This is a genomic window from Pseudomonas sp. KBS0710, assembly GCF_005938045.2.
Lineage (GTDB): Bacteria > Pseudomonadota > Gammaproteobacteria > Pseudomonadales > Pseudomonadaceae > Aquipseudomonas.
In genome coordinates this window covers 4,168,562-4,189,875 of record NZ_VCCF02000001.1, presented here as the reverse complement: position 1 = coordinate 4,189,875, position 21,314 = coordinate 4,168,562, and the positions used below count along the sequence as shown (strand labels likewise).

Here is a 21,314-nt window from a genome sequence, read left to right as displayed (position 1 = left end):
CTGGAGAGAAACCATGAGCACTAATACGTTGGAGGCCGGCGTGCGCCCGGCCGCTGAAATCGATGCCGAAAAAGCCCTGGTCAGCAAGGTCGCCTGGCGCCTGATGCCGCTGATCATGGTGTGCTACTTGTTCGCGTTTTTTGACCGCATCAACATCAGCTTCGCCAAGTTCCAGCTGCAAACCGACCTGAGCCTGAGCGACACCGCCTATGGCCTGGGCGCCGGGTTATTTGTGGTGGGCTATGTGCTGTTCGAAGTGCCGAGCAACATGATGCTCTACAAGGTCGGTGCCCGCCGTTGGATCGCGCGCATCATGATGTCGTGGGGCCTGGCCACGGCGGCCATGGTGTTTGTCACCGCCGAATGGCAGTTCTATGGCTTGCGCTTCATCATTGGCGCCATGGAGGCGGGGTTTGCGCCGGGCGTGCTGTATTACCTGACGTTGTGGTTCCCGCAACACTTTCGTGGGCGCATCACCTCGATGCTGTTCCTGGCTTCGGCCTTCGCCGGTTTAGTCGGCGCGCCGTTCTCCGGGCTGGTGCTGGAACACCTCGACGGTGTGCTGCAGATGCGCGGCTGGCACTGGTTGTTCCTGCTCGGCGGCTTGCCCTGCATCGGCCTGGGTTTTCTGGTGCTGACCTCGCTCAAGGACCGCATTGAAGACGCGCATTGGCTGACGCCTGCCGAGAAAACCCTGCTGTCGAGCCGCATCGCCAAGCATGAGCCGAACCAGCACGGTGGCTCGCTGCTTTCGGCGATCCGTATTCCTGGGTTTTTGATGCTCGGGTTTATTTACTTTCTGATTCAGGTGGCGTCTTACGGCCTCAACTTCTGGGCGCCACAGTTGATCCGCAGTGCCGGTACCCAAAGCCCGGTGATGATCGGCCTGCTCACCGCAATTCCGTATGTGTGCGGGGCGATCAGCATGATCGTGATCGGGCGACTGTCGGACGCCACCGGCGAGCGCCGCAAGTTTGTCTGCGGCTTGGTGGTGCTGGGCGCTGTCGGCTTCTTCTGCGCCGGGATCTTTGCCGATCACACCACCTTCCTGATCATCGCCCTGGGCCTGTTGGGCGCGGGCATTATTGCCGCGATCCCGGCTTTCTGGACGCTGCCGCCCAAACTGCTGGCTGGCGCCGGTGCGGGGGCGGCCGGTGGCATTGCGGTGATCAACACCCTCGGCCAGTTCGGCGGCATTGTCAGCCCGGTGATGGTGGGGCGCATCAAGGACCTCACCGGCAGCACCACCCCCGCGCTGTATGTGATCGGCGTGTGTGCGCTGTTGGCGGCGGCGCTGCTGCTGTGGGGCTTGCCACAAAAACTGCGCACCCTCGACAAGGGCTGATCAGCCTGCAGTGGCCAGGGCGCGGGCCGGTGTGGCGCTGAACTGAATCAGTGCCACCCCGCCAATCAACAATAACGCCCCCAGCACGCGGGGCGTTGTCAGTTGGCGCTCCACCAGGCCAAACAAACCAAAGTGATCGAGCAGCAGCGAAGCGAGAGTCTGCCCGGCCATGGCCAGCGCAATAAACCCCGACGCGCCGAGCTTGGGCAGCAACATCAACGCCAGCGAAATAAAGCACACGCCAAACGCACCACCGGCCCACATCCACAGCGGCGCCCTGGTGATAAAGGCCAGGCTTGGCAGCGGCAAGCGCAGCGCGATGATCACCGGCAGCAACACAATAATGCTCACCAACAATGACGCCAGCGTGGCCCACAACGGGTGCCCCAGCCCGCGCCCGAGGCTGGCGTTGATCGCACTCTGAAACGGCACCACCGCTCCGGCGAACACCGCCAGTGCCAACAGACCTACCCACTGCAACGTCGTCATTTCAGTTCTCCCAGAGGTTTTGCTGGACTCTAGGCTATTCGTCGCGCAAATTTAAATTCCAAGTTCTTATGCCGAGCATGCAGCCAATGAATGATCTGCGCCGCATCGACCTCAACCTGCTGGTGATCCTCGACGCCTTGCTCAGTGAGCAACACGTCACCCGTGCCGCCGAGCGTTTGCACCTGAGCCAACCGGCGGTCAGCCATGCGCTGGCACGTTTGCGTGATCTGCTTGGTGACCCGCTGCTGGTGCGCCAGGGCGGCGCTCTGGTGCCGACTGCCCGCGCGCTGGAATTGGCCGCGCCCCTGGCCGAAGCCCTGGCCCAAGTGCAGGCGCTGCTGGCGCCCAACCGATTTGATCCAGCATCGGCCAAACGCCGGTTTCGTGTGGCGATGTCGGATTACAGCGCGGCGATATTCCTGCCGGGGCTGGTCCGCACCTTGCGCCGTGAAGCGCCTGGCATCGACCTGCAAATCGTCCAGGCCAGCCGCGAAGGCATGGTCGACGGCGTGCTCAATGGCGACCTCGACCTGGCCGCCGGGGTGTTCCCCGACATGCCCGCCGAACTGCGCACTACGCCGTTATTCAACGAGCATTACACCTGCCTGATTGACCGAGACAGCCTGCCGCCAAACGGCGTGTTCGACCTGCCCACCTACCTGTCGCGTCCGCATGTGCTGCTGGAAATGCGCGGCAGCGGCACCCCGGAAATCGAACGGGCGTTGACGGCGATTCGTGAGCGCCGGCACGTGGCGATCAGCCTGCCGCATTGGGGCGTGGCGCCGCAGTTGATCCAGGGCACAGACCTGATTTTGACGGTGTCATCCAGAGGCTTGCTCAACATCGATCAGCAGCACCTGCTGGCTGTGCCGCCGCCGTTTCATATCCCTTCGTTTGCGTTTGAGCTGGCGTGGTATGCGCGGCGGGGTGGGGATTCGGGGTTGCAGTGGTTGATTGGGCAGGTGCAGGGTGTATTGTCCAAAAGTCATTGATAACAGGAAAAAATAAAAATGCTCTCAGGCCTTAACCACCTGACCCTTGCCGTTACCGACCTGAACCGTAGCATCAGTTTCTACCATGAGCTTCTGCAACTTCGGCTCGATGCCACCTGGGACAGCGGCGCCTATCTGTCGTTGCCCGGTTTATGGCTGTGCTTGTCCCTCGACCCACTGCGCTCGCCAGAGCCTGCGGCTGATTACACGCACTACGCGTTTACTGCCGATACCGGTGATTTCGCGCAGCTGGTGGCGTGCCTGCGCGCTGCGCAGGTGCAGGAATGGCGGGACAACCGCAGTGAAGGCGCGTCGTTCTACTTTCTCGACCCCGATGGCCACAAGCTCGAAGCCCACGCCGGCGATCTGGCCTCGCGTTTGCAAGCCTGTCGCGTAAAGCCTTATGCCGGAATGAAGTTTTACCCGTAGCGGCGGAACGTGCAGAATCCATCCACCTCATCACCGTCTATCAGAGTCGCGCCCATGACCCTATCCCTGCTGTTCGCCGTGCTTGCTTCGGGTTTTATCTACGGTATTACGCCCGGGCCGGGCGTGCTGGCCGTATTCGGTATCGGCGCTGCCCGTGGCCGTCGTGCCGGGGCGGGCTTTTTGTGCGGGCATTTGCTGGGTGACGTGGTGTGGTGCAGCACGGCGCTGATTGCCATCGTGGGCGCGCGGGAAGTGGGCAGCACAGCCTTTGATGCACTGGGCGTGCTCAGCGGCTTGTACCTGTTCTGGCTCGGCTGGCGTGCGATCCGTACCCAGCGGCGCAGCAGCGATGCACCCCAGGGCGCGGCACGGCATCCGTTCTGGCACGGCATTCTGTTCGGGCTGACCAACCCCAAGGCCTACCCGGTGGCGGTCGCGACATTCACCGCGTTGTTGTCCAGCCGTGCCGAGCTGCTGACGTGGGCGATGCTGCCGTCGTTGATCTTCCTGAGCTTTATCGGTGGCCTGCTGGCCTACGCCATTCTGATCGGCGTAGTCGGCGCTCAGCGTGTGCGCACGGTGTACCAGCGCCATGAAATCCTTATCACCAAACTCTGTGGTGTGATGTTTATCGGCTTCGCCATCAATGCCCTGGCGCACGCATTGCCGGGCCTGTTTGGCAGCAAACCGGCCTGACACCACGACGACCGTTCGTCGCACTGGCGAGTTTTTTCTAAACCTTTACCGCCCTGAAAATTCGAATTCAGGGCGGGGCGTCTGTTCCCGCACCTATTTTAGACCTGGAGGAACCCCTCATGAGCCGCATGGCTATCCGGTTACGCACCGCCAGTTTCGCGATGCTGCTGGGCCTCGGCGCCAGCAATGCTTTCGCCCAGTCACCTGCTGAATTCATCGAGCAGGCTTCGGCCAAAGGGATGGCCGATATCGAAACCAGTCGCATGGCCCACGCCAGAACCTCGTCCCAGGAAATCAAGGACTACACCATCGAGGTGATCAACGAGCGCACCCAGGCCAACCAGCACTTGGCCGCGATCGCCAAGAAGCTCGACCTGCCGGTGGCACCGCGCGAGAAAATTGTGGATAAAGCCGAAACCTTGATGCCGGAGTTGAAGGACGGCGACTCGTTTGACGCCGCTTACACCGCGCAACAGGTCAAGGAAAACGAAGACGCTATTGCCCTGTTCAAACAGGAAGGCGCGGCGTCGGATGTGCCGGAAATCAAAGCGCTGGTGGATGAGACGCTGCCCAAGCTGGAGGAGCGCCTGCAAAAGGCGCGTGCCTTGGCTTCGACCTATGGCAAAGGTCATCAAGGCGACGGTTGAATCTTTTACGTGCAATGAAAAACGGCGGTTGGAGTCACTCCAACCGCCGTTTTTTTATGCCTGGTTCAGATCGGTTTTATTAGTTACCGCATCGTCGACCACTTCGCCACAACTGCTGTTAAGGCTGACATTGCCTGCGGCGCCGATGCTGCGGTATTCACTGCGCAGTTTTTCCAGTTCTTTACGGTCCAGGCCATCAAGGCTCAGCACGGCATTTTGTGCGTCCTTGGAGACGCGCAGCAACTCGTCGATCTTGATATGCAGGATGTCGTTGTCGCGGTTTTGTGTGTTCTGGATCAGGAACACCATCAGGAAGGTAATGATGGTGGTCGAGGTATTGATGATCAGTTGCCAGGTGTCGTTGTAATGGAAATATGGCCCGCTGAGGCTCCACAGGAAAATCAGTGCGACAGCCGCGTAGAACGTGCGGGCACTGCCTGCCCAGCGGGACAGAGATTGGGAGACTGCAGAGAATTTCATGACCGTTGTTCCTTGACCGGTGGGTGATGAAATTATGGACCGCAGGCGTGCTTTGAAATTTCTTTTTACATTTTAGGATTTGAGCACAGTAGTGCTCTTTCCTCCGGCTATTAGGAATAGGCCTACTTCGCCTTATGAATGGCCGGAGCAAGACTGGATTTTTATCCGGATGTTCTCCCATGCACGCTAACGCTACCTGCGACTTGCCCACGCTCTACTGTAAAACCGAAGAACATTTTTTTGCCGCGGTGTGCTCAACCCATCGCCGCTACGGCGGCGGCATCAACGCTTATTTCACCGATGAGTATTTCAGCCCGTTCAATTTGTTGTTTATCCGGGTCGGCAGCACCTTGCTGGACAACGCTTTGGCCGCACCGCTGGAGCTGGTCCGGCGTACCACGCAGGCAATACGTGTGGTGATCCATGAGGAAAAGCTCGAAGCGCTGGGCGAGGTGTTTTCGGCACACGGCTTTAACCCCGCCGAAAAGACCACCGCGATGGTGGGTGACCTGGCGGGCCTGGCTCCATGGCCAGGCGAGAGCGGTGTACAGATCCAGCTGACGCGGAACATGCACGATTGGTCTGAGCCCTTTGGCAGTGCGTTCAGGAGAGTGCCCGAGGAGGTTGCGCGTTATCAGGCCCGCCACCAGCGGGCCCTGGACGCGGGGCAGGCGCTTTACCACTTCACCTTGTCCGATGAGGGGCAGGTAAGGTCTTCGCTGGTGCTGTCCCTGTGTGATGGCGAGGCTCGGCTTAGCGATATTGGCACAACCATGGAGTTTCGTGGCAGAGGGTACGCCTCTCGATTGATCCATGCCGCTCTGCTTCACGCGTCGAGCCTCGGGGCACTGCGATGCTTTCTGGAAGCCACGCAGAATGCCTTGGCGCTGTACCGGCATCTAGGTTTCGAGCCTTTGTACGAGTGCCAGGCCTTTACCCGTGGCGCCATTGCAGACGCGTAATCAGAGGGCCAGCGTTGCCTGGCCGCGATCTTCAAGCGCCAGTAAATACTGCTTGGCCTCAAGACCACCGGCAAACCCGGTCAGCCCGCCCGAAGCACCAATTACCCGGTGGCAGGGCGCGATGATCGAGATGGGGTTGCGGCCATTGGCTGCGCCTACCGCGCGCACAGCCTTGGGGTTGCCGATCTGCCGGGCAATCTGGCTGTAGCTGCGGGTTTCGCCGAAGGGGATGGTCAGCAATGCCTGCCAGACTTGCTTTTGGAAATCGGTGCCGTCGAAATTCAGCTCCAGATCGAACTGGTTGCGGGTGCCGTTGAAGTATTCCCGTAGCTGGCGCTCGGCTTCCAATAACACCGGGCTGTCGTCGGCTTGATGCAACTCGCCCAGACGCACGCGATTGGCGCGTTCTGTTTCCCACAGGATGGCGTTGAGCTTGCCGTTGCGCGCCACCAGGGTGAGCTGGCCGACGGGGGAAGGCATGAGCTTGTATTGGTAAGACATGAGCGGGTTCCTCGACAGGCTTGGATAAAGGTACGACGCTACTGTAGTTTCATCCGCTTGCTCGGAAACTGCGTTTCTTGCGGTCGAATTCCTTCAGGGTCTAAAAACGTTTCTATAGCCAATTGGAAAAAAGCGGGTACAAGAAATACCGAAAAACAGTGTAGAGCGCCATCAGCACGGAGGGCGTACTCAGCAAAAATAGCGAAATGGCGTTGAGCAAGGTGGCAATCAAGGTGAGCACTGCCATCGGACGGCTTGCGTATTGCCAGGCGAGCTTTGCGCCATAGGCTGACGCTGCAAGTGCTCCAAGCGACAATAACAGCCCAAACGGAAATGGCAGCCTCACAAACGCGACCATCAGTGGCAGAACCACCACCCAGCCCACCACTTGGCGCAGGACAGAGTTTTGCGTGTGTTGTTCAGGTTCAGGCATTACAGATCATCCCGATCTCAGTGCAGACGAACTGACATCATCTCGATAAGAAGTCGCCGCTGCAGTCAGACTTTGCTGAGCTGACGTTACCGTTCCTGCTGCAGCACCTTGAGCGCCGCCGACGCCAGGAACCCCGACCGGCTTTTTTCTTCCGGGTGGCTGAGTACATAGTCATCGATGCGATTGAGCAGGTAACCGGGCAGGGTAATGTTGAGCTTTTGTGCCTTGCCCAGGTATTTGGTCACATCGATGTCGATCACGGCCCAGGTGCAGCCGGCGTATTCGGGGTTGGCCGCGTGCAGGGTGACTTTTTGCGCAGGGGGAATCGGCGCGCCATCCTCTGCAAGGATTTCGAAGTGCCCTTCGATCGCTTCGCGGGCCATGGCCATGGCGTCGTCCAGGTCGTCGCCGGCGGAGTAGCAGCCAGGGATATCCGGCACTTCCACGCCCCAGGCGTTTTCCTGGTCACCGGTTGAAATTGCGATGGGGTAAAGCATGTCTATTGCCCTCCAGAGACGCTCAGCTCAGCAGCGCCTGTTTCAAAATGCTCTTGGCGGTCTTGTCCAACAGGTCCTTCTTTGGATGAGGAATCGTCACCAACCCCGGTTTGGTCGGGTGTTTGAAGTGGTGGTGACTGCCTCGGGTACGCACCAGGTACCAGCCGTGCGCAACAATGTGACCTATCAAATATCGGCTATCCACAGCACCTCCTTGTGGTGTGTGATGGTGGTGACTATAACCACTGAAAATAAATTATCAACACTCTACCTACCGACGGCTGACGACCGGCCTTTCGGTAAGTGCTGACTGAAGTGTATGAGCCTTTGAAAACAGCGTCGTAGAGAGGTATTGCGGGGATTTTCGAGGTGTTACTCGGTGTGTAAAGCCTGGGCCAGAACGGCGAGAAATGCGTCAGCCAACAGGTTTTTGCTGGCTGCAGGTGTCAGCACCAACAGCTGCGCACAGGCATCCACCTCGACCATGGGTTTATAGGTGACACCCTTGTTCATCAAGCTGCGGGTACATTCGGGCACCAACGCCACGCCCTGTCCGGCGGCCACCAACGCAATGATCGAGGTGATCTGCCGCCCGGTCGGCCCGGCCCGCATGGGCACGCCGTGGTGGCGATACAACTGCTCGATCGACTGATTCAACCCCGACCCATAATCGGGCGGAAACAGAATCAGCGGGTAAGCACTGAGCTGCGCCAGGCTCACCTGTGCCTGGCCGGCTAACGGGCTTTCACTGGAAACCGCCGCCCACAAGCGCTCCTCACCCAGCGACAGCGCTTGCACGGCCGGGCTTTGCGGCAGCAGACGACTCAGGCCGATATCCAGGCGCCCATCTGCCACCTGTGCGCCCAAGCTGCCGGAAGCGCATTCCACCAAGGTCAACTGCACATCGGGAAAACCCTGGGCGAAGGCCTGGATCGCCTGGCTGAACAGGTCCGACAGCGCGATCGAACTGACGTAACCCAGGGTCAGTTGCCCAGCGGTCCCGGCGGCCAATTTACCGGCGATTACCTGTGCCAGTTCCACCTGTTCCAACACGCCACGCGCATAGGGCAAGAACGAACGGCCCTGGGCGGTGAGGGAAACCGTGCGGCTGGTGCGATCAAACAACTTGAAGCCCAACTCGGTTTCCAGCGCCGAGATCTGCCGGGTCAGCGGCGGCTGAGCCAGGTGCAGGCGAAGGGCTGCGCGGCCGAAGTGCAATTCTTCGGCGACCGTCAGAAAGTAACGCAGCTTGCGTAGGTCGAGCATCCTGATCCTTGGGTATTGATCGGTTCGAATTCGGTATTGGTTTAAGACCCGCTGGCCATTCTATAAAGACCTCACAAAATAAAACGAGAGGTTTCATGAAACCGCGCCTGCATTGTGCCCGTCTTGCCCTGTTCCTGTGTGGCTGCGCGGCGTTTCTTAACCTGTACGCCACCCAGAGCATCCTGACCACCTTCGCCGCGCAGTTTCATATCAGCGCCAAGGCGGCGGGCTGGAGTATCACAGTTACCACCCTGGCCGTGGCGATGACCGCGCCGTTTGTCAGCCGGCTGACCGCGCGTTTCGAGCAGCGCACAGTCATCGCCGTGGCCGCGCTGTTGCTGGCGGTGCCTGCGCTGATGACCGCCTACGCCGGCAGCTTTGCCGAAGTGCTGGTGTGGCGTTTTCTGGAAGGCATGTTGATCCCGGTGGTGTTTGCCACCAGCGTGGCTTACATCGGCGACCGTTGGCGCGGCGCCACGGTGACCGAAGTCACCAGCCTCTATGTGGCGGGCACCGTACTGGGCGGGTTCGCCGGGCGCTTCATCACCGGCGTGACGACCGAATATGTGGGCTGGCGCGAGGCCTTCGAATTGTTGGCGGTATTGAGCTTGATGGTCGGTGGGTTCATTCAGTTTTTGCTGCCCGATAACCGGCCGCGAGTCGCACCGGTCAAGGCTTCTTCGTCAGGCGTTTTTCGTAAGCCATTAGTGGCTGCCTACGCCGTAGGGTTTTGCGTGTTGTTCTCCCAGGTGGCGGCATTTACCTACGCGGGCCTGTACCTTGGCCTACCGCCTTTCAACCTCGGGCCTGCGGCCTCGGGCACGCTGTACATGGTGTTTCTGCTGGCCTTGATCGTGATCCCGATCGCCGGCCGCCTCAGCAAAGCCCGGCCCCACGCCGAGCTGCTGGCTGTTGCCGCGACGCTTGGCATCGGTGGCTCGGCGCTGACCCTCGCGCCGTCGCTATGGTGCATCGTCGTGGGGCTGGCCCTCAGTTCCACTGGCGTCTTTCTCGCCCAGGCCGCCGCCAACGCGTTCATCAGCGCCACCGCGCAGGGCAACAAAGCGGGTGCCGTAGGCGTTTACCTCACGTGTTATTACCTGGGCGGCAGTTGCGGTGCCATCGTCCCCGCACTGATGTGGGAGCGCTGGGGCTGGGCTGGGTGTGTAGCGCTGATCATCGGCTTCCAACTGCTGACGTTGTTGATCGCCCTGACGGGCTGGAAGCCTCTTAAACCTGAGCTGATACAAGCATCATGACCAACACAATCGCTGTGCCTGCGCGAGAAACCTCTAACCGCCGCCGTTCGCTGATCGCCGGCTGCGGCGCCCATGCCGTACACGATGGCCTTACGGATGTGATCTATGTGCTGCTGCCGATTTGGCAGGCACAGTTCGCTCTTTCCTACGCGCAGATTGGACTGTTGCGCGGCGCCTATTCCGGGATGATGGCCGTGTTTCAGCTGATGGCCAGCCGCGCCGCCCGACGATGGGGGCGCCTGCCGATGCTGGTGGGCGGCACGGCGCTTGCTGGCGTCGCTTATTTGCTGGTGGGGCAGGCCACTGGGCTGATCATGCTGCTATTGGCGTTGCTGGCAGGCGGTTTGGGCGCCAGCACCCAACACCCATTAGCCTCTTCGATGATTACTGATGCTTACGAGAACGGCGGCGGGGTCAAGCAAGCCCTGTCTCAATACAATTTTTCCGGCGATATCGGCAAAACCCTGATCCCGGGTTTGGTCGGCTTGCTGCTCACCGTAATAAGTTGGCGCGCCAGTGCCACACTGTTGGGGTTGCTCGGCCTGGCTGCGGCGGGGTTGTTGTGGTGGCTGGTGCCTGCGCAAGTAGCCGAATCCGCGTCTACAAAAACGGCCAAGCCGACTGGCGGAACGGGCTCTGTCACCGGCCTGCGCGCGTTGATCCTCACCGGTACGCTCGACAGCGCCGTGCGCATGGGCTTTCTTACTTTCCTGCCGTTTCTGTTGCAAGCCAAAGGCGCGGGAACTGCCGGTATCGGCCTGGCGTTGACGCTGCTGTTTATCGGTGGCGCCTTCGGCAAATTGCTCTGCGGCTACCTGGGTGCCCGCATCGGCATGATGAAAACCGTATGGCTGACGGAAACCAGCACGGCGCTGCTGATCGTTGCCGCCGTGTACCTGCCGCTGAATGGCCTGATGGTGATGCTGCCGCTGCTGGGCCTGATGCTCAATGGCACTTCTTCAGTGCTGTACGGCGCCGTGCCGGACCTGGCGGCGACGGGAAAGCGCGAGCAAGCATTTGCGGTGTTCTACACCGGCACAATCGGCGGCGGCGCGCTGGCACCCGTGGTGTTCGGTGGGGTGGGCGACGCGCTGGGTGTACCGGTAGCGGTGATGGTACTGGCGGGCATGTTATTGGTGACGTTGCCGCTGGCGTGGGTGGTGCAGCGGGGTTGCGAGCCTCAAACAGTCGAATAATTGCTGGTATGCCCAGGCCGAGCCAACAGATCAATGCCCAGTGAGTGAAGCACCTTCAGAACCGTTTCAAAACGTGGTTTTGCGCCCGGGGCAAATGCCTTGTACAAGCTCTCGCGCCCTACGCCCGCATCCGTGGCGATCTTTGTCATGCCACGGGCTTTGGCGACGTAGCCTACGGCGCGAAGGAACTCTTCGTTGTCACCGTCAGCCAGCACCTGAGAAAGGTATTCGCTGATGGCCTCGTCACTGTCGAGCAGCTCGGCCATATCAAATGTCGTCAGTGTTTGAGTCATGATCAAACCTCCTTTGCTAATTTTTTTGCTCGCCGGATATCGGCCTCTTGTGAGGACTTGTCGCCACCTGCCAGCAAGATGACGACCTCCCTGCCGCGCAGGGTGAAATAAACGCGATAACCTGCACCTACGTCTATCCGCATCTCTGAAACGCCGCCGCCCAGCACCTTGAAATCCCCCAGATTGCCCACACTGGCGCGCTCGATACGTCGAGCAATGGTGATTTTTGCTCGCAGATCGCGAATTGCCGAGCACCATTGAGTGAAGGCTTGGGTTTGCTGGATCGAATAACGCACGGGGCCTCACAGAATCTAACTGTATCTACTTGGATACGGATTGGCAAGAGACATGTCAGTGTCGAAGGCTGGGGAGAGTGATGCGAGGGCGCGCCGGTTTCAAACGTTCTTCAGGGTTTTCCTATTGCCAGAATTTACAGTCTGAAGGAGAACGGTACAGCGGTCCCGAATGTTGCGTTATTGCCTACACAACACTCAGAATCGTCCGAGTTGTACGCCTTGGACGAGCGCTTTAAGGTTCGTTTGCCGCTGCCCATCAGCGGTCGGGTTTAGTAGCCCGATTTGATCAACGGCGTATGGCTGTCCTATCAGTCAGGCATCTCGATGTCTGTTCTCAATGGTGGCTGTACGCAGGGCACTTTCGGGTGCGCCGGTTTCGTTGATCCGCCGGTCTACTAACCTGCATACAGCCGCCACCCATTGTTTAGTAGCTCTGGAAGGTGGTCCTTACCGAGGATCAACAGATGTGTACTGACGCCTGTAACCCAACCGCGACCCTGTTCAGCGTTCGCCCTGAAGCCAACACCGAAGCCTTGCTCGCCAACGCCTACGAAACCATTGCCGGCGCGGGTGCCATGACCAACGAGTTCGCCGAAAGCCTGCCTTCTCAACATCGCTACCTGGCCTTGGCCATTCAGCAAATGATCGAACTGGGGCTGATGCTGGTAGAAGCGGCGCAAGACCGCGTCGACCGCGCCGCATAGGTTTTTCACGCCCTGCAACAGGCTTGCCTTCCCAGGCCGCACATACCAAGGGGAAGGGGAGCCAGATACCCTGCATCGGAACAGGTCGCTCAGGCATGAAGCCAAATTTAGAACATAAAAAAACCGGCCACCAAGGGCCGGTTTTTTTATGCATCTCCCGCCAGAACCAACCTGACGCAAGACCAAAATCTGAGTGGAGCGGGTAGAGGGAATCGAACCCTCGTCGGAAGCTTGGGAAGCTACTGTTCTACCATTAAACTATACCCGCTCAGAGCGGCTGACTTTGTACCAGATGTTCGCCGGGATTTGAAGTTTTTCTTCGAAAAATGTGTGAGTTGGGTTCATCCAGCTTTTGTGGGAGCTGGCTTGCTGCGATTGCATCACCTGAGTGTGACTGACACACCGTGGCGCCTGCTTCGCGGGCAAGCCCGGCTCCCACATAAGCCTCGGCTTCAGACAGCAAACGCCTGCTGCGTCTGGCCCTGGTGATAACGCAACCGACTCACCTGGCGTTCTGGTTTCAAAAAGCCCACCACCGCGTCCCGGCTGTCCCTGCAGGCCGCCTTGTGCTCCATGTCCAGAAAATGCCCGGTCGCCTGGATGGTGCTGAAGCTGCTGTTGGCCACGTGCTGGCCAAACAGCTTGGCATCCTCGGCGCTGGTGTACTCATCCCATTCGCCATTCAAAAACAGCACCGGAATGTCGATCTGCCTGGCGGCTTTGAGGTAGCACAGCCGGTCGCTGTTGAGCACATGGCTGATGTGGAAGTGCATCTGCCCGTATTCATGCTCTGCCAGACCGCTCACATGCTTGTAGTTGAAGCGCTTGAACAATGACGGCAAGTGTTTGCCGATGGTGCTGTTGACCAGGTGGCCGACGCCGTGGCGATCGAGGTTGCCGAGGTAGTCGACGCCGCGTTCGAGGTAGTCGCGCATGGGCGTGTTGATCACTGGCGAGAACGAGCTGATCACGGCCTTTTCCACGCGTCGTGGCCGGTGGGCGAGGGCGACCAGGGCAGCGGCGCCACCCCAGGAGAACGACAGCACGTGTTCGGCGCCGAAGTGCTCGATGAGTTCCAGCAGGATCTGGCCTTCGGCTTCCTTGGTCAGCATGTGCTCATGACGGTTATGGATTTTGGAGCGGCCAGCGTAGGGCTGGTCGTACAAAACCACATTGAATTGCGGGTACAGGCTTTTCACGGTTTGAGCGAAGGATGCCGTGGTGGCCATGGAGCCGTTGACCAGGATGATGGTCTTTGCAGCAACATCCGCGCGATAGAACTCCGTGTAAACCCGATACTGACCCTGTATATCCAACACAGCGATTTCTGGCCTCATGTCGTAAGACTCCTGGCAAGCGGGTAGGGCGCGCAGATCACTCTGCACGAGCTTTATGACAGGTAGGCATACGCCTGGAAGATGAGGCCCATGTCGGTCCGAATACGGCTGGCCGACGGGTGTTGTTATGGCGGGCTGTTTGCCTGGGAGGCCCGTAGATCATGCGCGGGCGGGGCAAGGTGTTTCTTGGAGGTTATGGGGCGACTTGCCAGTCATAATTTGGCTGACGTCTTGATTCAAGCAGCACAGACGCCAGCTCGCAAGGCGACACGCTGGTTTTTTGCCATCACCGGCCGAACGGTCGTCAGACCTGTCGGATTTCTTCGTCGGTCAGTTCCCGATATTCGCCCGGCGCAAGGGTGGCATCCAACACCAAAGGCCCCATCCGCTCACGGTGCAGGCCGATTACCTTGTTATCAAAGTGCCCGAACATGCGCTTCACCTGGTGGTAGCGGCCTTCGATGATGCTCAGGCGTGCGGTCCTTGGGCCGAGTAGCTCAAGTTCTGCGGGTTGGGTGGTGAGGTCTTCGAAGGCGAAATACAGGCCCGCAGCAAAGGTCACTGCATACTCAGGACCAATGTCCTGCTCGGTTTCAACGAGGTAAACCTTGGGCAGTTTGGTCTGGGGTTGGGTCAGGCGCCGCGACCATTGGCCGTCGTTGGTGATCAGCATCAGCCCGGTGGTGTTGAAATCCAGACGGCCGGCGATGTGCAGCTCGTGTCTGTCCGGCTCATCCAGCCAATCAAGCACGGTGGGGTGGACCGGGTCTGCGGTAGCGCTCACGCAGCCTTGGGGTTTGTGCAGCATGAAATAACGCGCCGGTTTGCCGGCTTGCAGTACCTCGTCATCGACACACACGCGGCTGAACGCTCGCACTTCATGGTGCGGATCGCTGACTGGCACGCCATCGACCGTCACCCGTCGCTCAACCAGCAGCACACGCACTTGCTTACGATTGAAACGCGGCAGGTTGCTGAGGAAACGATCAACGCGCATTACGGCTGTTCAGCCCCACGCAATTGCGCATTTACCTGCGCACAGCGTGGGCACAGGCAGGCCTTATTGCGCAATTCGTCGGGCAGCGCTTCGAGCACCGCCGGGTCGATGGTGACGCTGTAGCACCAACAGGCTTGGCCGGCGGTGCGTGGGTCGGCCAGGGTGCAGTCGTTGCGGGCACCGCAGGCAGGGCAAAGGGTGGGGGTGGTCATGTCGGTTCGGGCTGTATCGCGCAATTCCTTGCACGATACAGCGCCGCCCTACTATTGCAAGCTGCGCAGGTAGCCGCGCCAGCCGCCGAAGTGGCTGATGTCCACGGCGCCGGTCAAGCCGTAGGGCTCGCAGATGAAGCCGGTTTCCCAACGCCCGTCGGCCAGTTGCACCTTGCCCAGGCCCAAGGGGGCGGGGATGCCGGTGAGGAAGGAGCCCATTTCGCCGCTCGGCAGCTCCCACACTTCCACCTCAATGGCCGCGCCGCTTTCGCTCACCCGCAACATGCCGGGGCGATAGGGTGGCCCACCGGCCAGCGCGAACAACTGATAGTCGGCCGAGCTGTGGGTGCGCTCCAGCAGGCGCGCACCTCGCCGCACTAATTGGCCGTTAAGCGCCAGCCCTTGCAGGTGCGCACCGCACACCACCAGCCGGGTGAAGTCATGACCCGCGCTGCCGACAGGCACAGGCAGCGACGTATCGTGCTGGCGCTGCAACGCGTCCGCCACACCCAGCAGGTATTGGTCGGTAAATGCCCGGCCAAACAGCGTCACACCCCAGGGCAAACCGTTGCGCATAAAGCCGCTGGGCACGGCGACGGCGGCGTAGTCCAGCAGGTTCATGAAGTTGGTGTAGTAGCCCAGTTCGGCATTGCGCAGCACCGGTTCGGCGTGCAGTTCTTCCAGCGTCACCGGGCGGCCGATGGTGGGCGTCAGCACGCAGTCGAGCCCTTCGAGCAAGCTATCGCACTGGGCTTTCAAGGCTTGCAGGCGGTACTGCGCGCGGAAGACTTCTACGCCGCTCACAGCCGGCGCTTTGGCCAGCACCGCACGAATCACCGGCAGCACGGCCTCGGGGTTCTGCTCCATCAGTTCACCGGCCACGCTGTAGCGTTCGGCTACCCACGGCCCTTCGTAGAGCAGGCGCGCGGCTTCAAGGAACGGCGACAGGTCCAGCGTTACCGGCTCGCCACCCAACGCCGTCAAGCGGTCGATGGCCTGCGCAAACAGCTGTGGGCCTTGCTCACAACCGAAAAACTCCAGGTCCTGCTCGCGCGGCACGCCAAAGCGAAATGCGCGGGGTGCGCCAAACGCCGACGCATCATTCCACGCCGGGTTTGCTCGGCTGTACGCATCCAACGGATCGAGCCTGGCGGTCAACGCCAGTAACTGGCTGGCCTCGCGCGCGGTGCGGGTAAAGGTGGTGACGCAATCCAGCGTGCGGCACGCCGGCACCACGCCAGCCGTGGAGATCAAGCCTTTGCTCGCCTTGAGCCCCACCAGGTTATTCAGCGCCGCCGGCACCCGCCCGGAACCGGCTGTGTCGGTGCCCAGGGCAAAACTCGCGACACCCAACGCGACGGCCAGCGACGAGCCGGCACTGGAGCCGCCCGACGGATACTCCGGCAACACGCTGTTGGGGCAGGCGCCATACGGCGAGCGGCTGCCATTGAGGCCGGTGGCGAACTGGTCGAGGTTGGTCTTGCCCAACGGCACCGCGCCCAGGGCGATCAACTGCTCGACAATGGTCGCGCTGCGTTGCGGCACATAGGCGAACGCCGGGCACGCGGCGGTGGTGGGAATGCCGGCTAAATCAATGTTGTCCTTGATCGCAAACGGCACGCCGAACAACGGCAATTGGGCTGCGTCGTGCGCGTCCAATGCGGCCAGGTACGGCTCCAGTTCTTCCGCGCTGAGCAGGTGGATAAACAAGTGATAGTCGGGGTTCAAGTGCACGGCTTTTTCGCGCAGGTGCCGCAGCACTTCACGGGGCGTGGTATCGCCGCTCAGGTAGGCATTGCGCAGGTTGTCCAGTTGCAGGTTCATGGCTTGTCCGCCTGTAGAAATGAAAGAGTCAGTCACGTTCGAGCACCACCACCCGTTGCCCGGCGCCGATGCCGCAGCCGGGTTGCACGGGGATCTCGCGCACGGTGCCGGCGAACGGCGCGACCACCGGGATTTCCATTTTCATCGACTCCAGAATCACCAGCACATCGCCGACCGAAACCTGTTCACCCGTAGCCACCTGGACTTGCCAGAGGTTGCCCGCTATAGGGCTGTCGACACTGATCTGGTTGGCCTGCAACGGTGTGTCTGCACCTTGTGGCGCCGCGAGTTCTTCACTGTCGAAATGCGCCTGGCCGCTGGCGATCCAGCGCTCACGCTCGGCATTGAACGCGTGCTGCTGATGCTCACGAAATGCGCCAATGCTTGCGGCTTCGCGCGCGAGGAAATCCTGATACTGCGCGAGGTTCAACTGGCTGTGTTCGATGCTCAATTCAAAGCGCCCCAGCGGAAAATCGCGCCGGATCTGCACCAGTTCATCAGCCGTCACCGGGTAAAACCGGATCTGGTCAAAGAACCGTAACAACCACGGCTTGCCATCAAACGCCGCGACTTCCCGGTAGCGGTTCCACATCTGCAACGTACGGCCCACAAACTGATAACCGCCTGGGCCTTCCATGCCGTACACACACAAATAGGCGCCGCCAATGCCTACCGAATTCTCGGCGGTCCAGGTGCGGGCCGGGTTGTATTTGGTGGTCACCAAACGGTGGCGCGGGTCCAGCGGCGTGGCCACCGGGGCGCCGAGGTAGACGTCACCCAGGCCCATCACCAGGTAGCTGGCATCAAACACCGTTTGGCGCACTTCGTCGAGGTTGGCCAGGTCGTTGATGCGGCGAATGAACTCCAGATTGCTCGGGCACCACGGCGCGTCCTTGCGCACGGTGGTCATGTATTTTTCGATCGCCATCTGGCACGCCGGGTCGTCCCACGACAGCGGCAAGTGCACGATGCGCGAGGGCACTTGCAGGTTGGGGGTGGCGCACACCGCAGCCCATTGCGTGGTGATCAGCACCAGCAAATCGGCCAACGGCAGTTGTTCGGGCTGGTAGTGGATTTGCAGGGAACGGATGCCTGGGGTCAGGTCGATAACACCTGGCAGGGCGAGAGTTTCCAAGGCTTGCATCAGCGCGTGGGCACGAAAGCGCAGCACCAGGTCCAGCTCGGGGGCGCCGATCTCCAGCAGCAGATGGGTGTCGCCAGCGAGGCGGGCGATGAGACGGGTGTCGCCATGGCCTACATTCAATACCACAGGCGACTCGGTCAAATGTGGGAGCGGGCTTGCTCGCGAATACGGTGTGTCATTCAACCCATCTGGTGACTGTTCCACCGCGTTCGCGAGCAAGCCCGGCTCCCACATTTGATCCCATTTCAGGGCGAGGTCGCGGGCGGTTTTGAGGTTCACCGGTTCGAACCGCAGCTTGTCACCGGCTTTGAGTTGCCCCAGTTGCCAAAGGTCGGCCTCGATCACCGTCACCGGGCACACAAACCCGCCCAGACTCGGCCCATCCGGCCCCAGGATCACTGGCATGTCCCCAGTAAAATCCACCGCACCGATGGCATAGGGGTTGTCATGGATATTCGACGGATGCAGCCCCGCTTCGCCACCGTCCGTGCGCGCCCACAAAGGCTTCGGCCCGATCAACCGCACGCCGGTGCGGCTCGAGTTGAAGTGCACTTCCCATTGGGTCGCGAAGAAGGTGTTGATGTACTCAGGCAGGAAATATTCCGGCGCACCATGCGGGCCATAAATCACCCGTAGCGTACGGATTTCAGGCAGCGTTTCAGTCATCAATTGCTGCCCGACGCTGACGTCTGTCAGTGGCAGTAAGTGCAACACATCGCCCGTGCGCAAAGCGCGCCCGGCGTGCCCGCCGAACTGGCCGAGGGTGAAGGTGCTTTTGCTGCCCAGGTAATCCGGCACTTGCAGCCCGCCGCGCAGGCACAGATAGCTGCGCGCACCTGCTCCAGTAAGAGTGCCAAGACTCAACACCGAGCCTGTTTCAATCAACAACGCGGTATTCATCGGCACCGGCTGGTCATTCAGCAACAACGTAATGGCTGCACCGGTAACGGCGACGACCGCCGCGCAATTGAAGCGCAACAGCGGCCCATTCATGGTGATTTCCAGCGCTGCCGCACCGTCGTCATTGCCCAACAGGCGATTGCCCAGGCGCAGCGCGCGGCTGTCCATCGGCCCGGAGGGCGGCACACCGACGGCCCAGTAGCCGAGGCGGCCGGGGTAGTCCTGCACACTGGTTTGGGTGCCGGCGCTGAGCACTTCGAAGGTGCTGGCGCTGTAGACCAGGCCTTCCAGGCAACGCGTCCACGGACGGCCGCTGGCAAACGGCGGGGCCAGCAGGATTTGGCGCAGGTAATCGCGGTTGGTTTCCACGCCGTAGAGATGGCTGTCGCTCAGTGCCTGATGCAGATCCAGGCGCGCCTGCTCGCGGGTCGGCGCCCAGCTGATGAGTTTGGCGATCATCGGGTCGAAGTAGGGCGGGATCTCGCAACCGGCTTGCACCCAGGTGTCGATTCGCAAACCTTCAGCCGTCGGGAAATCCACACGGGTTAACAGGCCAGGGCTCGGCTGAAAGTCCTTGCCCGGGTCTTCCGCATACAGCCGCGCCTGAATCGCGTGGCCCTGAGGGTGCAGTTTCAAGTCGCTTAGCGCGGGTAACTCACCGGCCGCCAATTGCACCATCCAGCGCACCAGGTCGACGCCCCAGACTTGTTCGGTGACGCCGTGTTCTACCTGCAGGCGCGTGTTCACTTCGAGGAAGTAGAAGCGGCCATCAGCGCTGTCAAAGATAAACTCCACGGTGCCGGCGCTGCGGTAGTTGACGGCCTTGGCCAGGGTGATGGCCGCCGAGCACAAGGCTTCGGCCATGCCGTCGGGCAGGTTCGGCGCAGGCGTTTCTTCGAGGACTTTCTGGTTGCGCCGTTGCACGGAACAGTCGCGCACGCCAAGGGCGATGACTTCGCCCAAGCCGTCGCCGAATACCTGCACTTCCAGGTGGCGGGCGTGCTCGATGTATTTCTCGATAAACACACCGGCGTCGCTGAAGTTGTTTTGCCCCAGGCGTTTGACTGCCTCAAATGACTCGCTCAACTCGGTTGCATGGCGGCAGACACGCATGCCGATGCCACCGCCGCCTGCGGTGCTTTTGAGCATGACCGGATAGCCTACGGTTTCGGCTGCCAGCAACGCGGTATCGAGGCTGTCGAGCAGCTCGGTGCCTTCCAATAATGGAATTTGATGGTGCTTGGCCAAGGCCCGCGCGGTGTGCTTGAGGCCGAATACGCGCAGCTGTTCGGGTGTAGGGCCGACGAAGGCGATACCCGCATTTTCACAGGCTTGGGCAAAGGCGGCGTTCTCTGAGAGAAACCCGTAGCCGGGATGAATCGCCTTGGCGCCACAGGCCTTGGCGGTGGCAAGGATTTTTTCCACTGCCAGGTAAGTCGCCGCCGCTGCGCCTTCGCCAAGGCTGTAGGCTTCGTCGGCTTGCTGGATATGCAGGCTGGCTGCGTCGGCTTCGGCGTAGACGGCGATGCCTTTGACCTGCAGCTCGCGCAAGGTGCGCAGGATGCGGCAGGCGATGGCGCCACGGTTGGCGATCAAGAGTTTTTCGAACATGGCAAAACCCTGCGGGCCGTCCCGCAAAGTGAGGGAGCACTGCGGTCGTCCGCAGTACTAATTCTGAAAGCAATGAAGATCCAAGTGTGGGAGCTAGTGTTTTCGGATGCATTGCCCGGCTCGGGACTGGCACAGGGCGAATAACCACTTACGCAGGCGCTTGAATTTCAGTTCCATACCAATAGCTCCGCAGGGGTCGGGTTGTAGCCGTTGCACGGGTTGTTCAGTTGCGGGCAATTGGAGATCAGCACGATCACGTCCATCTCTGCGCGCAGGTCGACGTACTTGCCGGGCGCGGAAATGCCGTCTTCAAAGGTCAGCCCGCCGTCGGCGGTGACTGGCACATTCATGAAGAAATTGATGTTCGGCCCGATGTCGCCTTTACCCAGCCGGCCGTCGTGGGCGCAGGCGCGCAGGTAGTTGTCGCGGCAGCTGTGCATGTAGCGTTTTTCCAGGGCGTAGCGCACGGTATTGCTCTCTTGGGCGCAGGCGCCGCCGAGGGTGTCGTGGCGCCCGCAGGTGTCATCGACGATGGTCAGCATCGGCTGGCCAAGGTTGGAATACAGCACGCTGCCGGTGCTCAGGTACACGCGGTTTTGCCGACGCAGGGTGCGCTGTACGTCGTAGCGTTCCTTGGGGTTTTTGCGGCTGTAGAACAGCGTGTCGACAGCCTGGTTGCCCTCCAGGTCGAGGATGCGCAGGGTCTGGCCGGCCTTGACCTCCATCAGCCACGGTTCGCCGGCGGGAATGGTGGCGCGGTACACGGCTGCCTCGGGTTGTTTCAGTGCGATAGACATGGCAGTT

The 21,314-nt window shown here is 60.6% G+C and carries 24 protein-coding genes and 1 tRNA gene; 9 read left to right on the top strand and 16 right to left on the bottom strand.

Going from position 1 to position 21,314, the window contains the following annotated elements:
* The first annotated feature begins 13 nt into the window (after positions 1-13).
* On the top strand, positions 14-1,345 hold the full coding sequence (locus FFI16_RS19200) for an MFS transporter (protein ID WP_138816348.1): 1,332 nt from the start codon (positions 14-16) through the stop codon (positions 1,343-1,345).
* Here FFI16_RS19200 and FFI16_RS19195 read toward each other — a convergent pair whose 3' ends face one another.
* Positions 1,346-1,834, bottom strand: a complete 489-nt coding sequence (locus FFI16_RS19195) for a DMT family transporter (RefSeq protein ID WP_138816347.1) — start codon at positions 1,832-1,834, stop codon at positions 1,346-1,348.
* Positions 1,835-1,902: 68 nt separating this feature from the next.
* On the opposite strand from FFI16_RS19195, the gene FFI16_RS19190 reads away from it, so the two are divergent.
* The 4 genes from FFI16_RS19190 to FFI16_RS19175 all read left to right on the top strand — a co-directional run bounded on the left by FFI16_RS19190 (position 1,903) and on the right by FFI16_RS19175 (position 4,598).
* Positions 1,903-2,826, top strand: a complete 924-nt coding sequence (locus tag FFI16_RS19190) for a LysR family transcriptional regulator (RefSeq protein WP_138816346.1) — start codon at positions 1,903-1,905, stop codon at positions 2,824-2,826.
* 18 nt (positions 2,827-2,844) lie between these two features.
* Complete coding sequence (fos, locus tag FFI16_RS19185; protein WP_138816345.1) at positions 2,845-3,255, top strand: fosfomycin resistance glutathione transferase; 411 nt, start codon at positions 2,845-2,847, stop codon at positions 3,253-3,255.
* 54 nt (positions 3,256-3,309) lie between these two features.
* Positions 3,310-3,951, top strand: a complete 642-nt coding sequence (locus FFI16_RS19180) for a LysE family translocator (protein ID WP_056857407.1) — start codon at positions 3,310-3,312, stop codon at positions 3,949-3,951.
* Positions 3,952-4,070: 119 nt separating this feature from the next.
* Positions 4,071-4,598: a DUF4142 domain-containing protein gene (locus tag FFI16_RS19175; protein WP_017137290.1), complete on the top strand. Its 528-nt coding sequence runs from the start codon at positions 4,071-4,073 to the stop codon at positions 4,596-4,598.
* 54 nt (positions 4,599-4,652) lie between these two features.
* Here the strand turns inward: FFI16_RS19175 and FFI16_RS19170 are convergent, their stop codons facing one another.
* Positions 4,653-5,078 (bottom strand): low affinity iron permease family protein, encoded by a 426-nt coding sequence (locus FFI16_RS19170; protein WP_138816344.1) that lies wholly within the window; start codon positions 5,076-5,078, stop codon positions 4,653-4,655.
* Positions 5,079-5,257: 179 nt separating this feature from the next.
* Between FFI16_RS19170 and FFI16_RS19165 the strand changes: the two genes are divergently transcribed.
* Positions 5,258-6,040: an N-acetyltransferase gene (locus tag FFI16_RS19165; protein ID WP_138816343.1), complete on the top strand. Its 783-nt coding sequence runs from the start codon at positions 5,258-5,260 to the stop codon at positions 6,038-6,040.
* Here FFI16_RS19165 and FFI16_RS19160 read toward each other — a convergent pair whose 3' ends face one another.
* The 5 genes from FFI16_RS19160 to FFI16_RS19140 form a co-directional block, all read right to left on the bottom strand.
* Positions 6,041-6,541, bottom strand: a complete 501-nt coding sequence (locus tag FFI16_RS19160) for a methylated-DNA--[protein]-cysteine S-methyltransferase (protein WP_138816342.1) — start codon at positions 6,539-6,541, stop codon at positions 6,041-6,043.
* A 112-nt stretch (positions 6,542-6,653) separates the two neighbouring features.
* Complete coding sequence (locus FFI16_RS19155) at positions 6,654-6,974, bottom strand: hypothetical protein (RefSeq protein WP_138816341.1); 321 nt, start codon at positions 6,972-6,974, stop codon at positions 6,654-6,656.
* A gap of 86 nt (positions 6,975-7,060) precedes the next feature.
* On the bottom strand, positions 7,061-7,471 hold the full coding sequence (locus FFI16_RS19150) for a type II toxin-antitoxin system HicB family antitoxin (RefSeq protein WP_138816340.1): 411 nt from the start codon (positions 7,469-7,471) through the stop codon (positions 7,061-7,063).
* Positions 7,472-7,493: 22 nt separating this feature from the next.
* Positions 7,494-7,676 (bottom strand): type II toxin-antitoxin system HicA family toxin, encoded by a 183-nt coding sequence (locus tag FFI16_RS19145; protein ID WP_138816339.1) that lies wholly within the window; start codon positions 7,674-7,676, stop codon positions 7,494-7,496.
* Positions 7,677-7,843: 167 nt separating this feature from the next.
* Positions 7,844-8,737, bottom strand: coding sequence for a LysR family transcriptional regulator (locus tag FFI16_RS19140; RefSeq protein WP_138816338.1), 894 nt, complete (start codon positions 8,735-8,737; stop codon positions 7,844-7,846).
* A 95-nt stretch (positions 8,738-8,832) separates the two neighbouring features.
* On the opposite strand from FFI16_RS19140, the gene FFI16_RS19135 reads away from it, so the two are divergent.
* Both FFI16_RS19135 and FFI16_RS19130 read left to right on the top strand, forming a co-directional pair.
* Positions 8,833-9,996: an MFS transporter gene (locus tag FFI16_RS19135; protein ID WP_138816337.1), complete on the top strand. Its 1,164-nt coding sequence runs from the start codon at positions 8,833-8,835 to the stop codon at positions 9,994-9,996.
* Positions 9,993-11,192 carry an MFS transporter gene (locus FFI16_RS19130; RefSeq protein WP_138816336.1) on the top strand — a complete coding sequence of 400 codons (1,200 nt, stop codon included), beginning with the start codon at positions 9,993-9,995 and terminating at the stop codon, positions 11,190-11,192. The genes FFI16_RS19135 and FFI16_RS19130 overlap by 4 nt, the downstream gene beginning before the upstream one ends.
* Here FFI16_RS19130 and FFI16_RS19125 read toward each other — a convergent pair.
* Positions 11,177-11,485: an addiction module antidote protein gene (locus FFI16_RS19125; RefSeq protein WP_138816335.1), complete on the bottom strand. Its 309-nt coding sequence runs from the start codon at positions 11,483-11,485 to the stop codon at positions 11,177-11,179. The two genes, FFI16_RS19130 and FFI16_RS19125, sit on opposite strands and share 16 nt — an antisense overlap.
* A 2-nt stretch (positions 11,486-11,487) precedes the next feature.
* The gene (locus FFI16_RS19120; RefSeq protein ID WP_026013719.1) at positions 11,488-11,781 is read right to left on the bottom strand and encodes a type II toxin-antitoxin system RelE/ParE family toxin; all 294 of its coding nucleotides are present in this window, start codon (positions 11,779-11,781) and stop codon (positions 11,488-11,490) included.
* A 464-nt stretch (positions 11,782-12,245) separates the two neighbouring features.
* On the opposite strand from FFI16_RS19120, the gene FFI16_RS19115 reads away from it, so the two are divergent.
* The gene (locus tag FFI16_RS19115; RefSeq protein WP_056857397.1) at positions 12,246-12,485 is read left to right on the top strand and encodes a DUF6124 family protein; all 240 of its coding nucleotides are present in this window, start codon (positions 12,246-12,248) and stop codon (positions 12,483-12,485) included.
* 194 nt (positions 12,486-12,679) lie between these two features.
* On the opposite strand, the gene FFI16_RS19110 is transcribed toward FFI16_RS19115, so the two are convergent.
* The 7 genes from FFI16_RS19110 to FFI16_RS19080 form a co-directional block, all read right to left on the bottom strand.
* Positions 12,680-12,753: transfer RNA gene (locus tag FFI16_RS19110), tRNA-Gly, on the bottom strand.
* Positions 12,754-12,937: 184 nt separating this feature from the next.
* Positions 12,938-13,822, bottom strand: a complete 885-nt coding sequence (locus tag FFI16_RS19105; protein ID WP_138816334.1) for an alpha/beta fold hydrolase — start codon at positions 13,820-13,822, stop codon at positions 12,938-12,940.
* 304 nt (positions 13,823-14,126) lie between these two features.
* Positions 14,127-14,819, bottom strand: coding sequence for a 16S rRNA pseudouridine(516) synthase (locus tag FFI16_RS19100; protein ID WP_138816333.1), 693 nt, complete (start codon positions 14,817-14,819; stop codon positions 14,127-14,129).
* Positions 14,819-15,031 carry a cysteine-rich CWC family protein gene (locus FFI16_RS19095; protein WP_138816332.1) on the bottom strand — a complete coding sequence of 71 codons (213 nt, stop codon included), beginning with the start codon at positions 15,029-15,031 and terminating at the stop codon, positions 14,819-14,821. Before FFI16_RS19095 ends, FFI16_RS19100 begins: the two co-directional genes overlap by 1 nt.
* A 51-nt stretch (positions 15,032-15,082) precedes the next feature.
* Positions 15,083-16,855 carry an allophanate hydrolase gene (gene atzF / locus FFI16_RS19090; protein ID WP_138816331.1) on the bottom strand — a complete coding sequence of 591 codons (1,773 nt, stop codon included), beginning with the start codon at positions 16,853-16,855 and terminating at the stop codon, positions 15,083-15,085.
* Positions 16,856-16,883: 28 nt separating this feature from the next.
* A complete protein-coding gene (gene uca, locus FFI16_RS19085) occupies positions 16,884-20,510 on the bottom strand; it encodes an urea carboxylase (RefSeq protein WP_138816330.1) in 3,627 nt (1,208 codons plus the stop codon).
* 167 nt (positions 20,511-20,677) lie between these two features.
* Positions 20,678-21,307, bottom strand: coding sequence for an urea amidolyase associated protein UAAP2 (locus tag FFI16_RS19080; protein WP_138816329.1), 630 nt, complete (start codon positions 21,305-21,307; stop codon positions 20,678-20,680).
* Positions 21,308-21,314 lie beyond the last annotated feature (7 nt).